The 17,905-nt window shown below is 67.1% G+C and carries 13 protein-coding genes; 10 read left to right on the top strand and 3 right to left on the bottom strand.

Features of this window, described 5'->3' with window-relative positions:
* Positions 1-118 precede the first annotated feature (118 nt).
* Positions 119-931 (bottom strand): exodeoxyribonuclease III, encoded by an 813-nt coding sequence (gene xthA / locus F3I62_RS15910; protein WP_160490624.1) that lies wholly within the window; start codon positions 929-931, stop codon positions 119-121.
* A 133-nt stretch (positions 932-1,064) separates the two neighbouring features.
* Between xthA and F3I62_RS15915 the strand changes: the two genes are divergently transcribed.
* The 6 genes from F3I62_RS15915 (at position 1,065) to F3I62_RS15940 (ending at position 11,523) form a co-directional block, all read left to right on the top strand.
* A complete protein-coding gene (locus tag F3I62_RS15915; RefSeq protein ID WP_160490625.1) occupies positions 1,065-1,706 on the top strand; it encodes a GNAT family N-acetyltransferase in 642 nt (213 codons plus the stop codon).
* Positions 1,707-1,881: 175 nt separating this feature from the next.
* On the top strand, positions 1,882-2,382 hold the full coding sequence (gene tpx, locus F3I62_RS15920) for a thiol peroxidase (RefSeq protein ID WP_160490626.1): 501 nt from the start codon (positions 1,882-1,884) through the stop codon (positions 2,380-2,382).
* Positions 2,383-2,542: 160 nt separating this feature from the next.
* Positions 2,543-3,751: an MdtA/MuxA family multidrug efflux RND transporter periplasmic adaptor subunit gene (locus F3I62_RS15925; protein WP_160490627.1), complete on the top strand. Its 1,209-nt coding sequence runs from the start codon at positions 2,543-2,545 to the stop codon at positions 3,749-3,751.
* The gene (locus F3I62_RS15930; RefSeq protein WP_160490628.1) at positions 3,748-6,840 is read left to right on the top strand and encodes an MdtB/MuxB family multidrug efflux RND transporter permease subunit; all 3,093 of its coding nucleotides are present in this window, start codon (positions 3,748-3,750) and stop codon (positions 6,838-6,840) included. The genes F3I62_RS15925 and F3I62_RS15930 overlap by 4 nt, the downstream gene beginning before the upstream one ends.
* 118 nt (positions 6,841-6,958) lie before the next feature.
* A complete protein-coding gene (locus tag F3I62_RS15935) occupies positions 6,959-10,066 on the top strand; it encodes a multidrug efflux RND transporter permease subunit (RefSeq protein ID WP_160490629.1) in 3,108 nt (1,035 codons plus the stop codon).
* The gene (locus F3I62_RS15940) at positions 10,063-11,523 is read left to right on the top strand and encodes an efflux transporter outer membrane subunit (RefSeq protein ID WP_160490630.1); all 1,461 of its coding nucleotides are present in this window, start codon (positions 10,063-10,065) and stop codon (positions 11,521-11,523) included. Before F3I62_RS15935 ends, F3I62_RS15940 begins: the two co-directional genes overlap by 4 nt.
* 78 nt (positions 11,524-11,601) lie before the next feature.
* Here the strand turns inward: F3I62_RS15940 and F3I62_RS15945 are convergent, their stop codons facing one another.
* Positions 11,602-12,246: a transglutaminase-like cysteine peptidase gene (locus tag F3I62_RS15945; RefSeq protein WP_256667788.1), complete on the bottom strand. Its 645-nt coding sequence runs from the start codon at positions 12,244-12,246 to the stop codon at positions 11,602-11,604.
* Positions 12,247-12,596: 350 nt separating this feature from the next.
* The gene (locus tag F3I62_RS15950) at positions 12,597-12,893 is read right to left on the bottom strand and encodes a hypothetical protein (protein ID WP_160490632.1); all 297 of its coding nucleotides are present in this window, start codon (positions 12,891-12,893) and stop codon (positions 12,597-12,599) included.
* Positions 12,894-13,199: 306 nt separating this feature from the next.
* Between F3I62_RS15950 and F3I62_RS15955 the strand changes: the two genes are divergently transcribed.
* The 4 genes from F3I62_RS15955 to F3I62_RS15970 all read left to right on the top strand — a co-directional run bounded on the left by F3I62_RS15955 (position 13,200) and on the right by F3I62_RS15970 (position 17,840).
* Positions 13,200-13,589, top strand: a complete 390-nt coding sequence (locus tag F3I62_RS15955; protein WP_160490633.1) for a DUF2946 domain-containing protein — start codon at positions 13,200-13,202, stop codon at positions 13,587-13,589.
* Positions 13,590-13,670: 81 nt separating this feature from the next.
* A complete protein-coding gene (locus tag F3I62_RS15960) occupies positions 13,671-15,836 on the top strand; it encodes a TonB-dependent siderophore receptor (RefSeq protein ID WP_160490634.1) in 2,166 nt (721 codons plus the stop codon).
* 16 nt (positions 15,837-15,852) lie between these two features.
* Positions 15,853-17,385 carry a PepSY domain-containing protein gene (locus F3I62_RS15965; RefSeq protein WP_160490657.1) on the top strand — a complete coding sequence of 511 codons (1,533 nt, stop codon included), beginning with the start codon at positions 15,853-15,855 and terminating at the stop codon, positions 17,383-17,385.
* Complete coding sequence (locus tag F3I62_RS15970) at positions 17,376-17,840, top strand: copper chaperone PCu(A)C (protein WP_160490635.1); 465 nt, start codon at positions 17,376-17,378, stop codon at positions 17,838-17,840. Before F3I62_RS15965 ends, F3I62_RS15970 begins: the two co-directional genes overlap by 10 nt.
* Positions 17,841-17,905: the final 65 nt, after the last annotated feature.

Below are 17,905 nucleotides of genomic sequence, written 5' to 3' on the forward strand. Positions count from 1 at the left end.
GCAGAATAAGACGATTAGATTGCAGCCTGGTTACAGCCAGCCCTCTAGCCCAGGCATTTCAGCCAGCCGCTCGGACAAGGGCGCTGCCGGAACAAGGCCACCCGCAGGTGGCCTGGGTTCACTCCAGTTCCAGCCAGATCGGCGCATGGTCCGAGGGCTTTTCCATGCCGCGCAGTTCGTAGTCGATGCCGGCGTCCTTGAAGCGCGCCTGCAGCGCCTGGGTGGCGAGGATCACGTCGATGCGCAGGCCGCGCTTGGGCTCGTCCTCGAAGCCGCGGCTGCGGTAGTCGAACCAGCTGAAGCGGTCGTTCACCGCCGGGTTGAGCTGGCGGAAGCTGTCGACCAGGCCCCAGCCCTTGAGGGTGGCCAGCCACTCGCGCTCTTCCGGCAGGAAGCTGCACTTGCCGGTCTTCAGCCAGCGCAGGCGGTTCGGCTCGCCGATGCCGATGTCGCAGTCTTCCGGGGAGATGTTGATGTCACCCATCACCACCAGCGCCTGCTCGGGCTTGAACGAGTCGTTCAGCAGTCGCTGCAGGTCGGCATAGAAGCGCTGCTTGGCCGGGAACTTGGTGGCATGGTCGCGGCTTTCGCCCTGGGGGAAGTAGCCGTTCATCACCGTCACCGGGTTGCCCTGGGCATCGGCGAAGGTGCCGTAGATGAAGCGCCGCTGGGCGTCTTGCTCGTCGCCGGGAAAGCCCTTGTGCAGCTCCAGCGGTGCCTGGCGCGAGAGCAGGGCGACGCCGTAGTGACCTTTCTGCCCGTGGTAGTGCACGTGGTAGCCGAGCTGGCGGATCTCCGCCTCGGGGAACTGCTCGTCGGCGACCTTGGTTTCCTGCAGGCCGATCACATCCGGCTGGTGCTTCTCGATCAGGGCCTGCAACTGGTGCGGGCGGGCGCGCAGGCCGTTGATATTGAAGGAAACGATCTTCATGGGTAGCTACCGGCGAAATGAAAAGGCGATGCTAGCCCAGCCATCGGGTGACGGCCAGCGTCTGGCGGGCCTCACGGCACGGTGCTACCTTGGCTTGCGACCCGCAAAATCTATAACAAATGAGGTCAGCCCGATGCCCCATCGCACCGCCGAAGTCCGCATGCTCGACCATGGCTACAGCCGCGAGGCCCGCTCACTGCTGTACCACGCCTACCGTCACGACCCGACCTTCGCCTACCTGTTCGAGTGTGAACGCCCCGGCTTCGACCAGCGCGTGCGCGCCACCGTGCGCGAGCTGGTGCAGCAGCATTTCAACGAGGAGCTGCCGGCCATCGGCCTGCTGGTCGAGGAACGCCTGGTCGGCATCGCCCTGATCGCGCCGCCGGTGCGCCGCCTGGACATCACCGAGAGCTGGGGCTGGCGTTTGCGCATGCTGCTGACCACCGGTTTCCGCTGCACCAAGCGCTACCTGGAATACCACGACGCGGTGCTTGCCTGCCTGCCGCCCGGGCCCTACCACGTGCTGCCGCTGCTCGGCGTGCATCCGGAATTCCAGGGCCAGCGCTTCGGCGAGCAGCTGCTCGGCGCCCTGCACAACTGGTGCGCCGAGGATGCCGGTTCCCAGGGCGTGGTGCTGGATACCGGCAACCCGCACTACCTGGAGTTCTACAAGCGCCAGGGCTACCAGGAAATCGGCGAAGTGGCGGTCGGGCCGATCCGCGAGCATGTGTTCTTCCATGCCAATCCGCAGGTGACCCTCAAGGCCAGCGCCTGAGACGCTGTCTACGATCCGCCTGTGACTGAAGGAAAAGGCCTGCATAATCTGCCGGCCTTTTTTGTTTGCCACGTGCAATCGCGCTAACCTTCCTCACCACCGCAGGCGCATGCCTGCCGCTTTCCTGCCGCGACGCCACAGCGCCGGGCTCAACCCCAACGATAAGGACACTGAAATGGCTCAAGTAACCCTCAAGGGCACCCCGATCCAGGTCGACGGTCAGCTGCCGCAAGCCGGCCAGCAGGCCCCGGCGTTCAGCCTGGTAGGCAAGGACCTCTCCGACGTGAGCCTGGCCAGCCTGGCCGGCAAGCGCAAGGTGCTGAACATCTTCCCCAGCGTCGACACCCCGACCTGCGCCACCTCGGTGCGCAAGTTCAATGCCGAGGCGAGCAAGCTGGCCAATACCGTGGTGCTGTGCATCTCCGCCGACCTGCCGTTCGCCCAGTCGCGCTTCTGCGGCGCCGAAGGCCTGGACAACGTGATCAACCTGTCGACCATGCGCGGCGCCGAGTTCCTCAAGAACTACGGCGTGGCCATCGGCAACGGCCCGCTGGCCGGCGTCGCCGCCCGCGCGGTGGTGGTGCTGGATGAGCACGACAAGGTGCTGCACAGCGAGCTGGTCGGCGAAATCGCCGACGAGCCGGACTACGCAGCGGCCATTGCTGCTTTGAAATAAGCCTCTGCAACACCTTGAAACGGCCTGCCTAGCAGGCCGTTTTCTTTTGTGTCTCAAACACTTGGTTACGTCAGAGAAGGGTAAATGGGCGGTAAAGACCCTTTGCTTCACAGCTGATAGTACTTATCGTTCACGCTCCCAAGGAAAGTGACCCCGGACCATGCCTGATATTCGCTCTGCATCGCACTCTTACCGCCCCTGGCTGATTGCCCTGGCGCTGCTCGCCGTCGTTCTGCTGCTATGGTGGCTGTGGCCGGCGAAACCGGTGGAGAAGGGCGGGCGTGGCGGGCCCTGGGGGCGCGACAGCGGGCCGGTGCCGGTACGGGTGACCCAGGTCAGCCAGGGCGATTTCAATATCGAGCTCAAGGCCCTCGGCACGGTGACCGCGTTGAACACGGTGAACGTGCGAAGCCGGGTGGATGGCGAGCTGGTCAAGGTGCTGTTCGAGGAAGGCCAGCTGGTCAAGGCCGGCGACCTGCTGGCGCAGATCGACCCGCGTGCCTACCAGGTGGCCCTGCAACAGGCCGAAGGCACCCTGGCACAGAACCTGGCGCAGCTGAAGAACGCCGAGATCGACCTGGCCCGCTATAAGGGCCTGTATGCCGAAGACTCCATCGCCAAGCAGACCCTGGACACCCAGGAGGCCCTGGTCGGCCAGTACCGCGGCACAGTAAAGAGCAACCAGGCGGCCGTCGCCGAGGCCCGCCTCAACCTGGAGTTCACCCGCATCCGCGCGCCCATCGACGGCCGCCTCGGCCTGCGCCAGATCGACGTCGGCAACCTGGTCAGCAGCGGCGATACCACGGCGCTGGTGGTGATCACCCAGGTCAAGCCGATCTCGGTCAACTTCACCCTGGCCGAGAACGACCTGCCGCCGGTGCTGGCGCGGGTGCGCAACCAGGAAACCCTGCGTGTGCAGGCCTGGGATCGCGGCGAGAAGCAATTGCTGGCCGAAGGCGTGCTGCACAGCCTGGACAACCAGATCGACGTCGCCACCGGCACGGTCAAGCTCAAGGCGCGTTTCGACAATGCCGGCGAGAGCCTGTTTCCCAACCAATTCGTCAACGTGCGCCTGCGCGTGGAAACTCGCCGGGACGCCACCCTGATCCCGTCCGCGGCGCTGCAGTTCGGCGCGCGCGGCACCTTCGTGTTCCTCCTCGACCAGGACGACAAGGTGCAGCTGCGCAACGTCGAGGTGGGCGCCAGCGACGGCGCGCTGACCCTGATCAGCGCTGGCCTGAAGGTCGGCGAACGCCTGGTGCTGGAAGGCACCGACAAGCTCAAGGAAGGCAGCGTCGTACAGGTGGTCGGCGAGCCCGGCGCCCTGGCCCAGCCGGCCGCCAAGACCGAGCAGAAGCACGACGCATGAATGTTTCACGCCTGTTCATCCTGCGTCCGGTCGCCACCACCCTGCTGATGGTGGCGATCTTCCTCACCGGCCTGATCGCCTACCGCCTGCTGCCGGTGTCGGCGCTGCCGGAAGTGGATTACCCGACCATCCGCGTGCTCACTTTGTACCCCGGCGCCAGCCCGGAGGTGATGACCAGCGCGGTGACCGCACCGCTGGAACGTCAGTTCGGGCAGATGCCGGGGTTGAAACAGATGTCCTCGACCAGCTCGGGCGGGGCGTCGGTGATCACCCTGCGTTTCACCCTGGAAGTGGACCTGGACGTGGCCGAGCAGGAGGTGCAGGCGGCGATCAACGCAGCGACCAACCTGCTGCCCAGCGACCTGCCGGCACCGCCGGTATACAACAAGGTCAACCCGGCCGACACCCCGGTGCTGACCCTGGCAATCAGCTCGGCGAGCCTGCCGCTGACCGAAGTACACGACCTGATCGACACCCGCATGGCGCAGAAGATCGCCCAGATCAGCGGCGTCGGCCTGGTCAGCCTGGCCGGCGGCCAGCGCAAGGCGGTGCGCATCAAGGTCAACCCCGAGGCGCTGGCCAGCCATGGCCTCAATCTGTCCGACGTGCGCACGCTGATCACCGCCAGCAACGTCAACCAGCCCAAGGGCAACTTCGACGGCCCGACCCGCGTCTCGCAACTGGACGCCAACGACCAGCTGGAGTCGGCCGAGGCCTACCTCGACCTGATCCTCAAGTACGAAAACGGCGCGCCGCTGCGCCTCAAGGACGTCTCGACCGTCATCGACGGCGCCGAGAACGAGCGCCTGGCCGCCTGGGCCGACCGCAACCAGACCGTGCTGGTGAGCATCCAGCGCCAGCCCGGGGCCAACGTCATCGAGGTGGTCGAACGCATCCAGAAGCTGCTGCCGCAGATCACCGCCAGCCTGCCGGCCAGCATCGAGGTCAAGCTGCTCACCGACCGCACCCAGACCATCCGCGCGGCGATCGCCGACGTGCGTTTCGAGCTGATCCTGGCCATCGGCCTGGTGGTGCTGGTGACCTTCCTGTTCCTGCGCAAGCTGTCTGCCACCCTCATCCCGTCGATCGTGGTGCCGCTCTCGCTGATCGGCACCTTCGGCGTGATGTACCTGGCCGGTTTCTCGGTCAACAACCTGACCCTGATGGCCCTGACCATCGCCACCGGTTTCGTGGTCGATGACGCCATCGTCATGCTGGAGAACATCGCCCGTCATCTGGAGGAGGGCGAGACGCCGCTGAATGCCGCGCTCAAGGGCGCCAAGCAGATCGGCTTCACCCTGATTTCGCTGACTTTCTCGCTGATTGCGGTGCTGATTCCGCTGCTGTTCATGGCTGACGTGGTGGGGCGGCTGTTCCGCGAGTTCGCCATCACCCTGGCGGTGGCCATCCTGATCTCCCTGGTGGTGTCGCTGACCCTCACGCCGATGATGTGCGCGCGCCTGCTCAAGGTCGAGAAGAAGGAAGAACAGGGGCGTTTCTACCGCGCCAGCGGCGCCTTTCTCGACAACCTGATCGAGCGTTACGGGGTTGGCCTGCAGTGGGTGCTCCGGCACCAGCCGCTGACCCTGCTGGTGGCTCTTGGCACCCTGGCGCTGACCGTGGTGCTGTATCTGGCGGTGCCCAAGGGCTTCTTCCCGGTGCAGGACACCGGGGTGATCCAGGGCATTTCCGAGGCGCCACAGAGCATTTCCTTCGCTGCCATGAGCGAGCGCCAGCAGCGCCTGGCCGAGGTGATCCTGCGCGATGAGGCGGTGGCCAGCCTGTCGTCCTATATCGGTGTGGACGGCGACAATGCCACGCTCAACAGCGGCCGCCTGTTGATCAACCTCAAGCCGCATGCCGAGCGCGAGGTCAGCGCCAGCGAGGTGATCGAGCGCCTGCGCCCTGAACTGGCGGCGATTCCTGGCATCCAGCTGTACTTACAGCCAGTGCAGGACTTGACCATCGAGGATCGGGTCAGCCGCACCCAGTTCCAGTTCAGCCTGGAGTCGCCGGACGCCGCGCTGCTGGAAGAATGGACGCCCAAACTGATCGAGGTGCTGAGCGAGCAACCCGAGCTGCGTGACGTGGCCAGCGACCTGCAGAACCGAGGGCTGCAGGTGTACCTGCAGATCGACCGCGACGCCGCTTCGCGCCTGGGCGTGAGCATCAGTGACATTGACGATGCGCTGTACGACGCCTTCGGCCAGCGGCAGATCTCCACCATCTTCACCCAGGCCAGCCAGTACCGCGTGGTACTGGAGAGTGCCGGCGCCGGTGAGCTTGGTCCGCAGGCCTTACAGCAGGTGCATGTGGCCACCGCCAGCGGCGGCCAGGTGCCGCTGGCCTCGCTGGCGCGCATCGAGGAGCGTGCGGCCAGCCTGCTGGTCAACCATATCGGCCAGTTCCCGGCGGTGACCCTGTCGTTCAACTTGGCCAGTGGCGTGTCGCTGGGCGAGGCGGTGGCGGTGATCGAGCAGGTACAGCAGGACATCGGCCTGCCGGCAGGTATCCAGAGCCAGTTCCAGGGCGCCGCCGAGGCCTTCCGCGCCTCGCTGTCGAGCACCTTGTTGCTGATCCTGGCGGCCATCGTCACCATGTACATCGTGCTCGGCGTGCTCTACGAGAGCTACATCCACCCGATCACCATCCTCTCGACCTTGCCTTCGGCCGGGGTCGGCGCGCTGCTGGCGCTGCTGCTGACCGGTAACGACCTAGGCCTGATCGCCATCATCGGCATCATCCTGCTGATCGGCATCGTCAAGAAGAACGCGATCATGATGATCGACTTCGCCTTGGAGGCCGAGCGGCAGCAGGGCATGAGCCCGGAAGAGGCGATCTACCGCGCGGCGCTGCTGCGTTTCCGCCCGATCCTGATGACCACCCTGGCCGCGCTGTTCGGCGCCATCCCGCTGATGCTGGCCTCGGGCTCCGGCGCCGAGCTGCGCCAGCCGCTGGGCCTGGTGATGGTCGGCGGCCTGCTGCTCAGCCAGGTGCTGACGCTGTTCACCACGCCGGTGATCTACCTGTGGTTCGATCGCCTGTCGCGCCACTATTTCGGCCGCAGTGCGGCGGGGGTGACGGTATGAGCCTCGCAGCTGAGCTTTATGGTGGGAGCGGCTTCAGCCGCGATTGGCTTACCCCGTACGCGCGGGCATCGCGGCTGAAGCCGCTCCCACAGAAGCCGTGCCCACAGGGCCGTGCTCGATGAACATCTCCGCGCCCTTTATCCGCCGGCCGGTGGCCACGCTGCTGCTGAGCCTGGCGATCCTCCTGCTCGGCTGGGTCAGCTTCGGCCTGCTGTCGGTGGCACCGCTGCCGAAGATGGATTTCCCGGCCATCGTGGTCAACGCCAGCCTGCCGGGCGCCAGCCCGCAGGTGATGGCCTCCAGCGTGGCCACGCCGCTGGAGCGCTCGCTCGGCAGCATCGCCGGGATCAGCGAGATGACCAGCCGCAGCAGCCAGGGCAGCACGCAGATCGTCATCCTCTTCGACCTCGAACGTAACATCGATGCCGCCGCCCGCGAGGTGCAGGCGGCCATCAACGCCGCGCGCAACCTGCTGCCCAGCGGCATGCGCAGCATGCCCACCTACAAGAAGTTCAACCCCTCCCAGGCGCCGATCATGGTCCTGGCGCTCAGCTCGCCGGTGCTGGACAAGAGCCAGCTGTACGACGTCGCCTCCACCGTGCTGGCGCAGAAACTGGCGCAGGTGCAGGGCGTCGGGCAGATCCAGATCGGCGGCAGCTCGCTGCCGGCGGTGCGGGTGGAGCTGCAGCCGCGCCTGCTCGACCAGTACGGCATCGCCCTGGACGAGGTGCGCAACGCCATCGCCACGGCCAACGTCGACCGGCCCAAGGGCGCCGTGGAAGACGCCAGCCGCCACTGGCAGATCCAGGCCAACGACCAGTTGGAGAAGGCCGCCGACTACCAGCCGCTGATCATCCGCTACCAGAACAACGCGGCGGTGCGCCTGGGCGATGTGGCCAAGGTCCGCGACTCGGTGGAGAACCGCTACAACAGCGGCTTCTACAATGACGACGACTCGGTGCTGCTGGTGATCAACCGCCAGCCCGGCGCCAACATCATCGAGACCATCGAGGACATCCGCGCCGAGCTGCCCGGGCTGCAGGCGGTGATCCCGGCCAGCGTGCGGCTGGAGGTGGCCATGGACCGCTCGCCGGTGATCCGCGCCACCCTGCACGAGGCCGAGCGCACCCTGCTGATCGCCGTGGCCCTGGTGATCCTGGTGGTGTTCGCCTTCCTCGGCCGCTGGCGCGCCGCGCTGATCCCGGCGCTGGCGGTGCCGGTGTCGCTGGTCGGCACCTTCGCGGTGATGTACCTGCTGGATTTCTCGCTGAACAACCTGTCGCTGATGGCGCTGATCATCGCCACCGGCCTGGTGGTGGACGACGCCATCGTGGTGCTGGAGAACATCTCGCGGCATATCGAGGCCGGCGAGAAGCCCATGGCCGCGGCGTTCAAGGGCGCCCAGGAGGTCGGCTTCACCCTGCTGTCGATGAACCTGTCGCTGGTCGCGGTGTTCCTCTCCATCCTGTTCATGGGCGGCATAGTCGGCAGCCTGTTCCGCGAGTTCTCCATCACCCTGACGGTGGCGATCCTGATCTCCATGCTGGTGTCGCTGACCCTGACGCCCATGCTCTGCGCGCGCTGGCTCAAGGCCGAGGAGGCCGAACGCCAACCCGGCCGCCTGCAGCGCTTCGGCACGCGCCTGCAGGAGCGGGTGCTGGATGGCTACGCGCGCAGCCTGGACTGGGCCCTGCGCCACTCGCGGCTGACCCTGTGCAGCCTGCTGGCGACCATCGCGTTCAACGTGTTCCTGTTCATCGAAGTGCCCAAGACCTTCATGCCGCAGCAGGACACCGGCCAGCTGATCGGCTTCGTGCGCGGCGACGACGGCCTGTCGTTCCAGGTCATGCAGCCGAAGATGGAGATCTACCGCCGCGCACTGCTGGCCGACCCGGCGGTGCAGAGCGTGGCCGGCTTCATCGGCGGCAGCGGCGGGATCAACAACGCCTTCCTGGTGGTGCGCCTGAAACCCATAGACCAGCGCGGCGTGTCGGCCCAGCAGGTGATCGAGCGCCTGCGCGACAGCGTGCCCAAGGTGCCGGGCGGACGGCTGATGCTGATGCCCGACCAGGACCTACAGTTCGGCGGCCGCCAGGGGCGCAGCTCGGAGAACGAATACGTGCTGCTGGCCAGCAACCTGGACGACCTGCGCGAGTGGCTGCCCAAGGTGCGCGACGCTCTGGCCAGGCTGCCCGAGTTGACCGACATCGACGCCAACGAAGGCGAGGGCGCCCAGCAGATCAGCCTGCAGATCGACCGCGCCACCGCCCAGCGCCTGGGGGTGGACATGGCCATGGTCACATCGGTGCTGAACAACGCCTTCAGCCAGCGGCAGATCTCCACCATCTACGACAGCCTCAACCAGTACAGCGTGGTGATGGAGATCAATCCCAGCTTCGCCGAATACCCGGAGGCGCTGGACCAGATCCAGGTGATCAGCGCAGACGGCGCGCGGGTACCGCTGTCCAGCTTCGCCCGCTGGGAGCGCAGCCTGGAGGAGGACCGGGTCAACCACCAGGGCCAGTTCGCCGCGGAAAGCATCGGCTACTCGCTGGCCAAGGACGTCACCCAGGAGCAGGCCAACCGGGCGATCGCCCAGGCCGTGGCCCAGGTCAACCTGCCCACCGAGGTGCAGGGCCTGGTCGGCGGCACCGGCGGGGCGTTCCAGGCCGCGGCCAAGGGCCAGCCGCTGATGATCCTCAGCGCGCTGCTGGTGGTGTACATCGTGCTCGGCATCCTCTACGAGAGCTACATCCACCCGCTGACCATCCTCTCCACGCTGCCCTCGGCGGGTGTCGGTGCGCTGCTGGCGATCATCCTCAGCGGTGGCGAATTCAGCCTGATTTCGCTGCTCGGCCTGTTCCTGCTGATCGGCGTGGTGAAGAAGAACGCCATCCTGATGATCGACCTGGCCCTGGAACTGGAGCGGCATGACAAGCTGAGCCCGCAGGAATCGATCCGCCGCGCCTGCCTGCTGCGTTTCCGCCCGATCATGATGACCACCCTGGCCGCCATGCTCGGCGCCTTGCCGCTGCTGCTGGGCATGAGCGAGGGCGCGGAAATGCGCCAGCCGCTGGGCCTGACCATCGTCGGCGGGCTGATCCTCAGCCAGCTGCTGACCCTCTACACCACCCCCGTGGTCTACCTGTACCTCGACCGCCTGCGCCACAGCGTCAATCGCTGGCGCGGCGTGCGCACCGATGCCGCCCTGGATACCCTCGTATGAAGCCTTCGTCCCTTCGCCCGCTGTGCCTGGCCATCGCCGCCCTGGTCCCCGCTTTCATGCTGGCCGCCTGCGCCATCGGCCCCGACTACCAGCGCCCGGCTTCCGCCGAAGCGGCGCAGTTCAAGCAGGCGGCCGGCTGGAAGGCGGCGGCTCCGGCCGATACCGTGCTGCGCGGCAACTGGTGGGAGCTGTATGGCGATGCCGAACTGAACCAGCTGATCGCACGGCTCAACGCCAACAACCAGAGCCTGGCCAGCGCGGAAGCCCAGTACCGCCAGGCCAGGGCCCTGGCCCGTGGCGCACGGGCGGCGTTCTTCCCCAGCGTCGGCCTGGATACCGGCGTGACCCGCGCCGGCCAGGGCGGTGGCGACAGCACCCTCGGCACCACCGGCGGGGTCAGCGTCAGCGGCTCGAATGCCGCGCAGATCTCCAAGACCTACGACGCCAGCCTAGGCGTGAGCTGGGAGGTGGATATCTGGGGCAAGCTGCGCCGCCAGCTGGAAGCCGACAGCGCCAGCCTGCAGGCCAGCGCCGCCGACCTGGCCGCCGTGCGCCTCAGCCAGCAGGCCGAACTGGTGCAGAGCTACCTGCAGCTACGCGTACTGGATGAACAGAAACGCCTGCTCGACGAGACCGTGGCCGCCTACCAGCAGGCCTTCCGCATCGCCGAGAAGCAGTACAAGGCCGGCATCGTGCCGAAATCCGACGTGACCCAGGCGCTGACCCAGCTCAAAAGCACCGAGGCCGATGCGGTCGACCTGGAGTACCAGCGCGCCCAGCTGGAACACGCCCTGGCCGTGCTGGTCGGGGTGGCGCCGTCGCAGTTCGCGCTGGCCGCGCGCGAGCAGGTTCCCGAGCTACCGGCGGTGCCGCTGAGCCTGCCCTCGGCCCTGCTGGAACGTCGCCCGGACATCGCCGCCGCCGAGCGCCGGGTGATCGCCGCGAATGCCGAGATCGGCGTGGCCAAGGCCGCCTACTACCCGGACCTGACCCTGTCCGCCACTGGCGGTTACCGCAGCGGCAGCCTCGACGAGTGGATCAGCCTGCCCAACCGCTTCTGGTCGATCGGCCCGCAGTTCGCCCTCAACCTGTTTGACGGCGGGCTGATTCGCTCCCAGGTCGAGCAGGCCGAAGCCAGCTACGACCAGACCGTGGCCGACTACCGCCTGACCGTGCTGCAAGGCTTCCGCGAGGTGGAGGACTACCTGGTGCAGCTGGCCGTGCTGGAGCGCGAGGCCGTGGTGCAACAGCAGGGACTGGAAGCCGCCCGTGAATCGCTGCGGCTGATCCTCAACCAGTACAAGGCCGGCACCGTGGAGTTCACCGACGTGGTCAGCGTGCAGACCAGCGCCCTGTCCAGCGAACGCACGCGTCTGACCCTGCAGGGCAACCGCCTGACCGCCAGCGTGCAGCTGGTCGCCGCACTCGGCGGTGGCTGGCAGCCAGCGGCGGAATAACCGCTGCGCCGGCGCTACCCCGTAGGATGTAGGCACGGAGTGGGCGGTTTCCCGGGTGCTGTCGTGCAGGCTGCAGCCCTAGGTACGGAATCCTTCCCTCTTCATCCGCGCCAGCAGCCCCTGCCAGAAGGACACTTCGCCCATCTCGCCGATATGCCTGAGCGCGCCGCTCTTCATGGCATAGAGCCCGTGCCCGTTGAAGGCATAACGCAGGGCCAGGTCCTTGCGTTGCGAGGCGGGGAGAATGCTGTCCAGCAGATTGTCCAGCACCAGGGGCTCGGCGTCCGGAGTCGCGAAATAGGTCACCACCATATGGGCCTGGTTCAGCTCCAGGGCCTTGGCGTAAGTGATGCGCAACTTTTCCTGGGGGATACCCAACTGCAGCAGGGTGAAGTACTTGACCAGAGCGAAGTCTTCGCAATCACCGACGCCCCTGGCCAGGGTTTCCACGGGGGTGGCCCAGTAGTCGGGGCGTTGCCAGACCACCTCGTCTGCGCTGAAACGTATCTGGTGGTTAATCTCGTGATTGACCGCCTGCAGTTGCTTGCGCTCGGGTAGCTGCCGGCTGCTTTCCAGCAGGTCACGCCAGGCCTGCAGGCGCTTCTTGGCCGAGCCGCTGTGGTAGCGCTCTTGCGCCTGGTGCAGCGCAGGCTCGACGCTCCAGGCCGCCTTGGCGCTGCCGGCGCTCAGCAGGAGGCTGCCGCTGACAGCGACAATGGACAACAATTGCCAAAACAGGGACGAACTGAAGCGGCGGGAGGCAGGCTTCTGCAACGGGTTGACTCTCCAGGGAAAGCGGCCGGGGCCGGGTTCGGGTGGTGGATCAATCCGTTGAGCGATTCACCGGCAGGGAGGGAACCCTCAGCCGGGTCGAGGACGCGGCCACAGTAGAGGCACTGATGGCGCTGCCGCAAGGTGCAGGAGATGCGCGGCAGGGCAGGGGTAGCGACCGATAAGGGCGGGAAGGCTCTGGAACGGCCCCTGCCGGCCTTGACCGATGGTCGGAAAGTGGGCTGCTGCCACTTCCCGCCGGATGCGGAGGTCGACCGCATCCGACGGATGGCTAGTCAGGGTCAGTGTCTGGATTCGAACCTTTGCTGCTGGATCGTCGACCTGTACTGCGGAGCTGGTTGCTTGGCGGGTTGCATTTCGTCCTGTTCAGACTGCCGACCGGCCGCGGTCGGTTGTTCCTCGACCATCCTGGCGAAGCTTTCGCTGGATTCCTCCTTCATTTGCATCGCTTGCTGATTACGTATCCGGAACTCGTTGATGCGGTCAATTCCACCACCCTCCGCAAGAACCGCTCCCGTCGTCACCGTCAGGGCCAGGAATAGGCCGCTGAGGGCCGTTTTGCTGTGTGTCAATTTCATCGTCGTGTCCTCCTGTTCCCCCCACTTGTCCCCCAAACATCAGAGGAAAATGATCGGCCTTTGTTACGGGGATGGCTCATGGTCTGACAGGTGGTCAAAAACAGTACCTGCGGGCGAATGCAAGTCTCTACCTGGCATGGAAATTTCTGAGAGTTCTGGCCGTTTTCGAGGCCCTGGATCAGGGCAAGGGCTGGATCACGGCCTCGATCGGGCCGATGCGCACGGCGCCCATGCACCGGGGTGCGGCAAATGGTCGGGGGCTGCCGGCTTCTATCCCCCGGTGGCGCGGTGGTAGAGTCGCGCCCCATGATTCTGACCCGTGACCACCGCACGCTGATCGCCTGGGCGCTGTACACCAGCCTGCTGCTCAGCCTGTTCGTCTGCGGTTTGCATCACGGCCAGGCCAGCGGCCTCAGCCTCAGCGGCCTGCAGGGCGGCTTCTGCGCCGAGGACAGCGGCATCGCGGCGGTGGACCTGGGCGCGGGTTCGGCCCACCAGCAGGCCGATTCGTTGTCCTGCCCGCTGTGTTCGTCATTCGGCCTGGCCGTGGCCCTCAACAGCCAGACCTGGGCCGCGGACTTCCCGCCGGTCCTCGGCGGCGCCCCCAGCCAGCCGCAGCACTGGGCGCAACCGCCGCCACGCCACCTGTGGCCCTCGCTCAACCCTCGCGCTTCACCCACCGACTTGCCTGCCTGAAACATTCGGCCCCGTGCCTGCCTGCGCCTGCGCGCAGGCGGGCCGTAGGCCCGGTTGATTTTTCCTGCACGGAAGTCTTGCATGACCATCAGAACTACCGGCCTGGTACTGCTGCTCGCCAGCAGCCCGCTGGCGTGGGCCGCCGGCACGCCACTCGATCTGCCGACCAGCACCATCAGCGCCAGCGCCGAAGCCCCCACTGGGGTGAGCCTCGACCAGCCGATCAAGACCGGCTCGCGCCTGGGCCTGAGCGCCCGTGAAACCCCGGCCTCGGTCAGCGTTGCCGACCGTGCCCTCATCGAGGCACGCGGCGCCAAGGACACCCAGGACGTGATCAACGGCATGACCGGGGTCAACGCCTCGGCCAACCCCGGCTATGGCGGCTTCGTCTCCTACCGCGGCTTCACCGCCGGGCAGATCACCCAGCTCTACAACGGCATCGGCATGAGCTACAGCAGCGCCAATCGCCCGGTGGATGCCTGGATCTACGACCGCGTCGAACTGCTCGGCGGGCCCTCGACCTTCCTCTACGGGGCTGGCGCCGTCGGCGGCTCGATCAACTACATCACCAAGCTGGCCGGCCGCGAGGAGCAGGCGGTGGAAGGCCGTGTGCGCTACGGCAGCCACGACAGCTCGGAGCTGTCGCTCGGGCTCAACCAGGCCCTGAGCAGCGGCCCCGAGCCGCAGCATTTCGCCCGCCTGGATGTCAGCCGCACCGCCGGCAACGGCTACATGGACCGCAACGAGCGCGAGTCCACCAGCACGGCTTTCTCCATCCTCAGCGACCTGACGCCCAGCCTCAGCCACACCCTGGCCCTGGAATACCAGGAGGACAAGGAGGACAGCCCCTACTGGGGCTCGCCACTGCTCAACCCGGTCGGTGGCACCATGAAGATCGACGAGGACCGCCGCTTCGAGAACTACAACGTCGCCGACGGCCGCTACGAGCAGCGCGTGCAGTGGGTGCGTTCGATCATCGACTACCAGCTCAATGACCGCACCAGCCTGCAGAACACCCTCTATCACTACGACGCCCAGCGCGATTACCGCAACCTGGAGAACTACCGCTACAACGCCGAAAACAGACAGGTCCGGCGCTCTTCGGCGCTACTGCAGCGGCATGACCAGCGGCTCGCCGGCAACCGCTTCGAGCTGCGCCACGACCGCCAGCTGTTCGGCCTGTTCAGCCAGTGGTCGGCCGGCCTGGACTACTCGCTGAACCAGCTGCAGCTGCACCCCAGCTCGGCGTTCTCCAGCGCCCCGTACGACACGGTGGCTGCCGAACATTTCGACCCCGGCAGCTTCTCCACCATTCCCGGGGTCAATGGCGGCCTGCGCAAGCAGCGCCAGCACGAGGTCACCACCCTGGCCGGCTTCCTGGAAAACCGCCTGGAGCTGAACGAGCGCCTGGCCTTGCTCAGCGGCCTGCGCTACGACCACCTGCACATGGAAGTGACCAACTACGGCGCGGTCACCCCCACCAGCCCGGCCTTCTTCGAACGCACCTGGGAGCCCGTCACCGGCCGCATCGGCCTGGTCTATGCGCTGACCCCGGCCGCCAACGTCTACGTGCAGTACAGCACCGCCGCCGATCCGCCGGCCGGCTCGCTGGCCTCGGCCACCTATTCGCAGGTCGGCCTGTACGACCTGACCACCGGCGAGCAGTGGGAAGTCGGCAGCAAGTTCGACTTCCTCGACGGTCGCGGCTCGGCCACCCTGGCGCTGTACCAGATCGTGCGCCGCGACTTCACGGTGAAGGATTCCAGCAACCCCAGCCTGACCGTGCAGGCCGGCCAGCAGACCTCGCGCGGCATCGAGCTGGCCGGCAAGCTGCAGGTCACGGCGAAACTGCTGGCCGAGGCCAACTACGCCTACGTCGATGCCCGGTACGACGAGTTCAACGAGGCGGTCGGCGGCCAGTCGGTGTCGCGCGCGGGCAACAGCCCGAGCAACGTGCCGGAGCACGTCGCCAACGCCTGGCTGGCCTACGACATCGCTCCCGCCTGGCAGGCCGGGGTGGATGCCCGCTATGTCGATTCGGTGTTCGCCGACAACGCCAATACACTGCAGGCGCCGTCCTACACCCTGTACGGCGCCTTCGCCCGCTACCGGGTGGACCGGCACAGCACGCTGACCGCGCGGGTGCGCAACCTGACCGACGAGGTCTACGCCAGGCAGGCCTACGGCACGCTCTACTACATGGGCACGCCACGCAGTTTCGAGCTGGCGCTCGATACGCGCTTCTGAGGCCGGCAGCATGAAACTGAAACGCCATCTGTACCTTTGGCACCGCTGGCTGGGCATCGTCCTGTGCCTGTTCATGGCGCTGTGGCTGGTGTCCGGGGTGGTCATGCTGTACGTCGGCTATCCCAAGCTGACGCCGGCCGAGCACCTGGCGCGCCTGCCGGCCTTGCCGGCCAGCGGCTGCTGCGTCGAACCGGGCGCGGCGCTGGCCGCCGGGCAGGCGCAGCAGGCGCTGACAGGCCTGCGGCTGACCAGCATCGGCGGGCAGCCGCGCTATCTGCTCGGCTATGCCGATAGCAGCAGCCAGGCCGTCGATGCCCGCAGCGGCCGGCTGCTGGCCGCGGTGGATGCCGAACAGGCCCTGGCCAGCGCCCGCCAGTTCGGCGCCGGGGCGCCGGCGCAGTACCGGGGGCTGGTCATGGAAGACTCCTGGAGCCGCTCCCGCGCCCTGGACGCGGATCGCCCGCTGCACTTGGTGCAACTGGCCGATGCGGCGCAGAGCCTGCTGTACATCTCCAGCCGCAGCGGCGCGGTGGTGCGCGATGCCAGCGCCCGGGAGCGCGCCTGGAACTGGCTGGGCGCCTGGCTGCACTGGCTGTATGCCGCACGCGACCTGCCCTGGTGGGCGGAGCTGGTCATCTACCTGGCCCTGGCCGCCAGCCTGATGGCGCTGCTCGGCCAGGTGCTCGGGCTGCTGCGCTGGCGCTTCGGCAAACCCTACCGCAGCGGCTCGCGCTCGCCCTATGCCGGCGCGGCGCGCTGGCATCACCTGGCCGGGCTGCTGTTCGGTGGCGTGCTGATCGCCTGGATCGTCAGCGGCCTGCTGTCGATGCGGCCCTGGCAGCTGTTCGACAGCCGCTCGCCGCTGAGCGCTGCCGACTACCGTGGCGCTGCGCTGACAGCCGAGCAGCTGACCCTGCCCCTCGACGAGAGCCTGGCGCGCCTGCGCCGGGCCGGCCTGAACGCCCATGAGCTGGAGTGGCGCATGCTCGGCGGGCGGGCCTACCTGAGCGCCTTCGACGCGGCCGGCAACAGCCGGGTCATGGGTCAGCAGGCGGCGGATCAGGCGCAGCAGCTACTGCCCAGCGCGACCCTGCAGGCCGCGGCCCAATCCATGCAGCCGGCGGCGCGGATTGAGGCCGAGTTGCTGCATGACTACGATGCCTATTACTACGCCAGGGCCGAGCAGAGCATGTACGGCCATCAGCGGCGGCCGCTACCGGTGCTGCGCGTGCGCTTCGACGATGCGGCGGCCACCTGGCTGTATCTCGACCCGCACAGCGGCGCGCTGCTGGCCCAGCTGGACAGCCGCGCCCGCGCCAGCCGCTGGCTGTTCAACCTGCTGCACAGCTGGGACTGGCAACCGCTGCTGGATCGCCCGCGCCTGCGCGAGGCACTGATCATTCTGTTCAGCCTGGGTGGGCTGGTCATCAGCCTCAGCGGCATACTGCTGGGCTGGCGGCGACTGTCACGCCTGCGGCGGCCGGCTCAACGGCCACGCCCGGCAACCATTAATCCGTACATTCCCCAAGGAGAACCACCATGCACCTGAAACACGCCCTCGCGCTCGCCGCCGCACTGTTCTGTCCGCTGCTGGCCACGGCCCATGACTACCAGGCCGGCGACCTGCACATCGAGCATCCCTGGTCGCGGGAGATGCCGCCGGTCGCACCAACCGCCGCGGCCTATTTCGTCGTGCACAACCAGGGCCAGCAGGCCGACCGCCTGCTCGGCGCCGACACCCCGGCGGCGGCCAAGGCCGAGCTGCACGAGCACATCCACCAGAACGGGCTGATGAAGATGCAGCGGGTCCAGGTGGTCGAGGTGCCGGGCAAGGGCCAGGCTACTTTCGCGCCGATGGGCTACCACGTGATGCTGTTCGGCCTGCAGCGCCAGTTCAAGGACGGCGAACGCTTCCCGCTGACCCTGCACTTCGAGCGTGCCGGCGACGTGCAGGTCGAGGTCGCCGTGCAGAAGGAGGCCCCGGCCGAAGCCGAACACCACTAAGCGTCTGTTTCTGATCTCCCGTAGGGTGCGCCAGGCGCACCAGCAAGCCCCTGAGAGTCCCCGGT

The organism is Pseudomonas sp. R-28-1W-6 (genome assembly GCF_009799925.1).
Taxonomy (GTDB): domain Bacteria; phylum Pseudomonadota; class Gammaproteobacteria; order Pseudomonadales; family Pseudomonadaceae; genus Aquipseudomonas.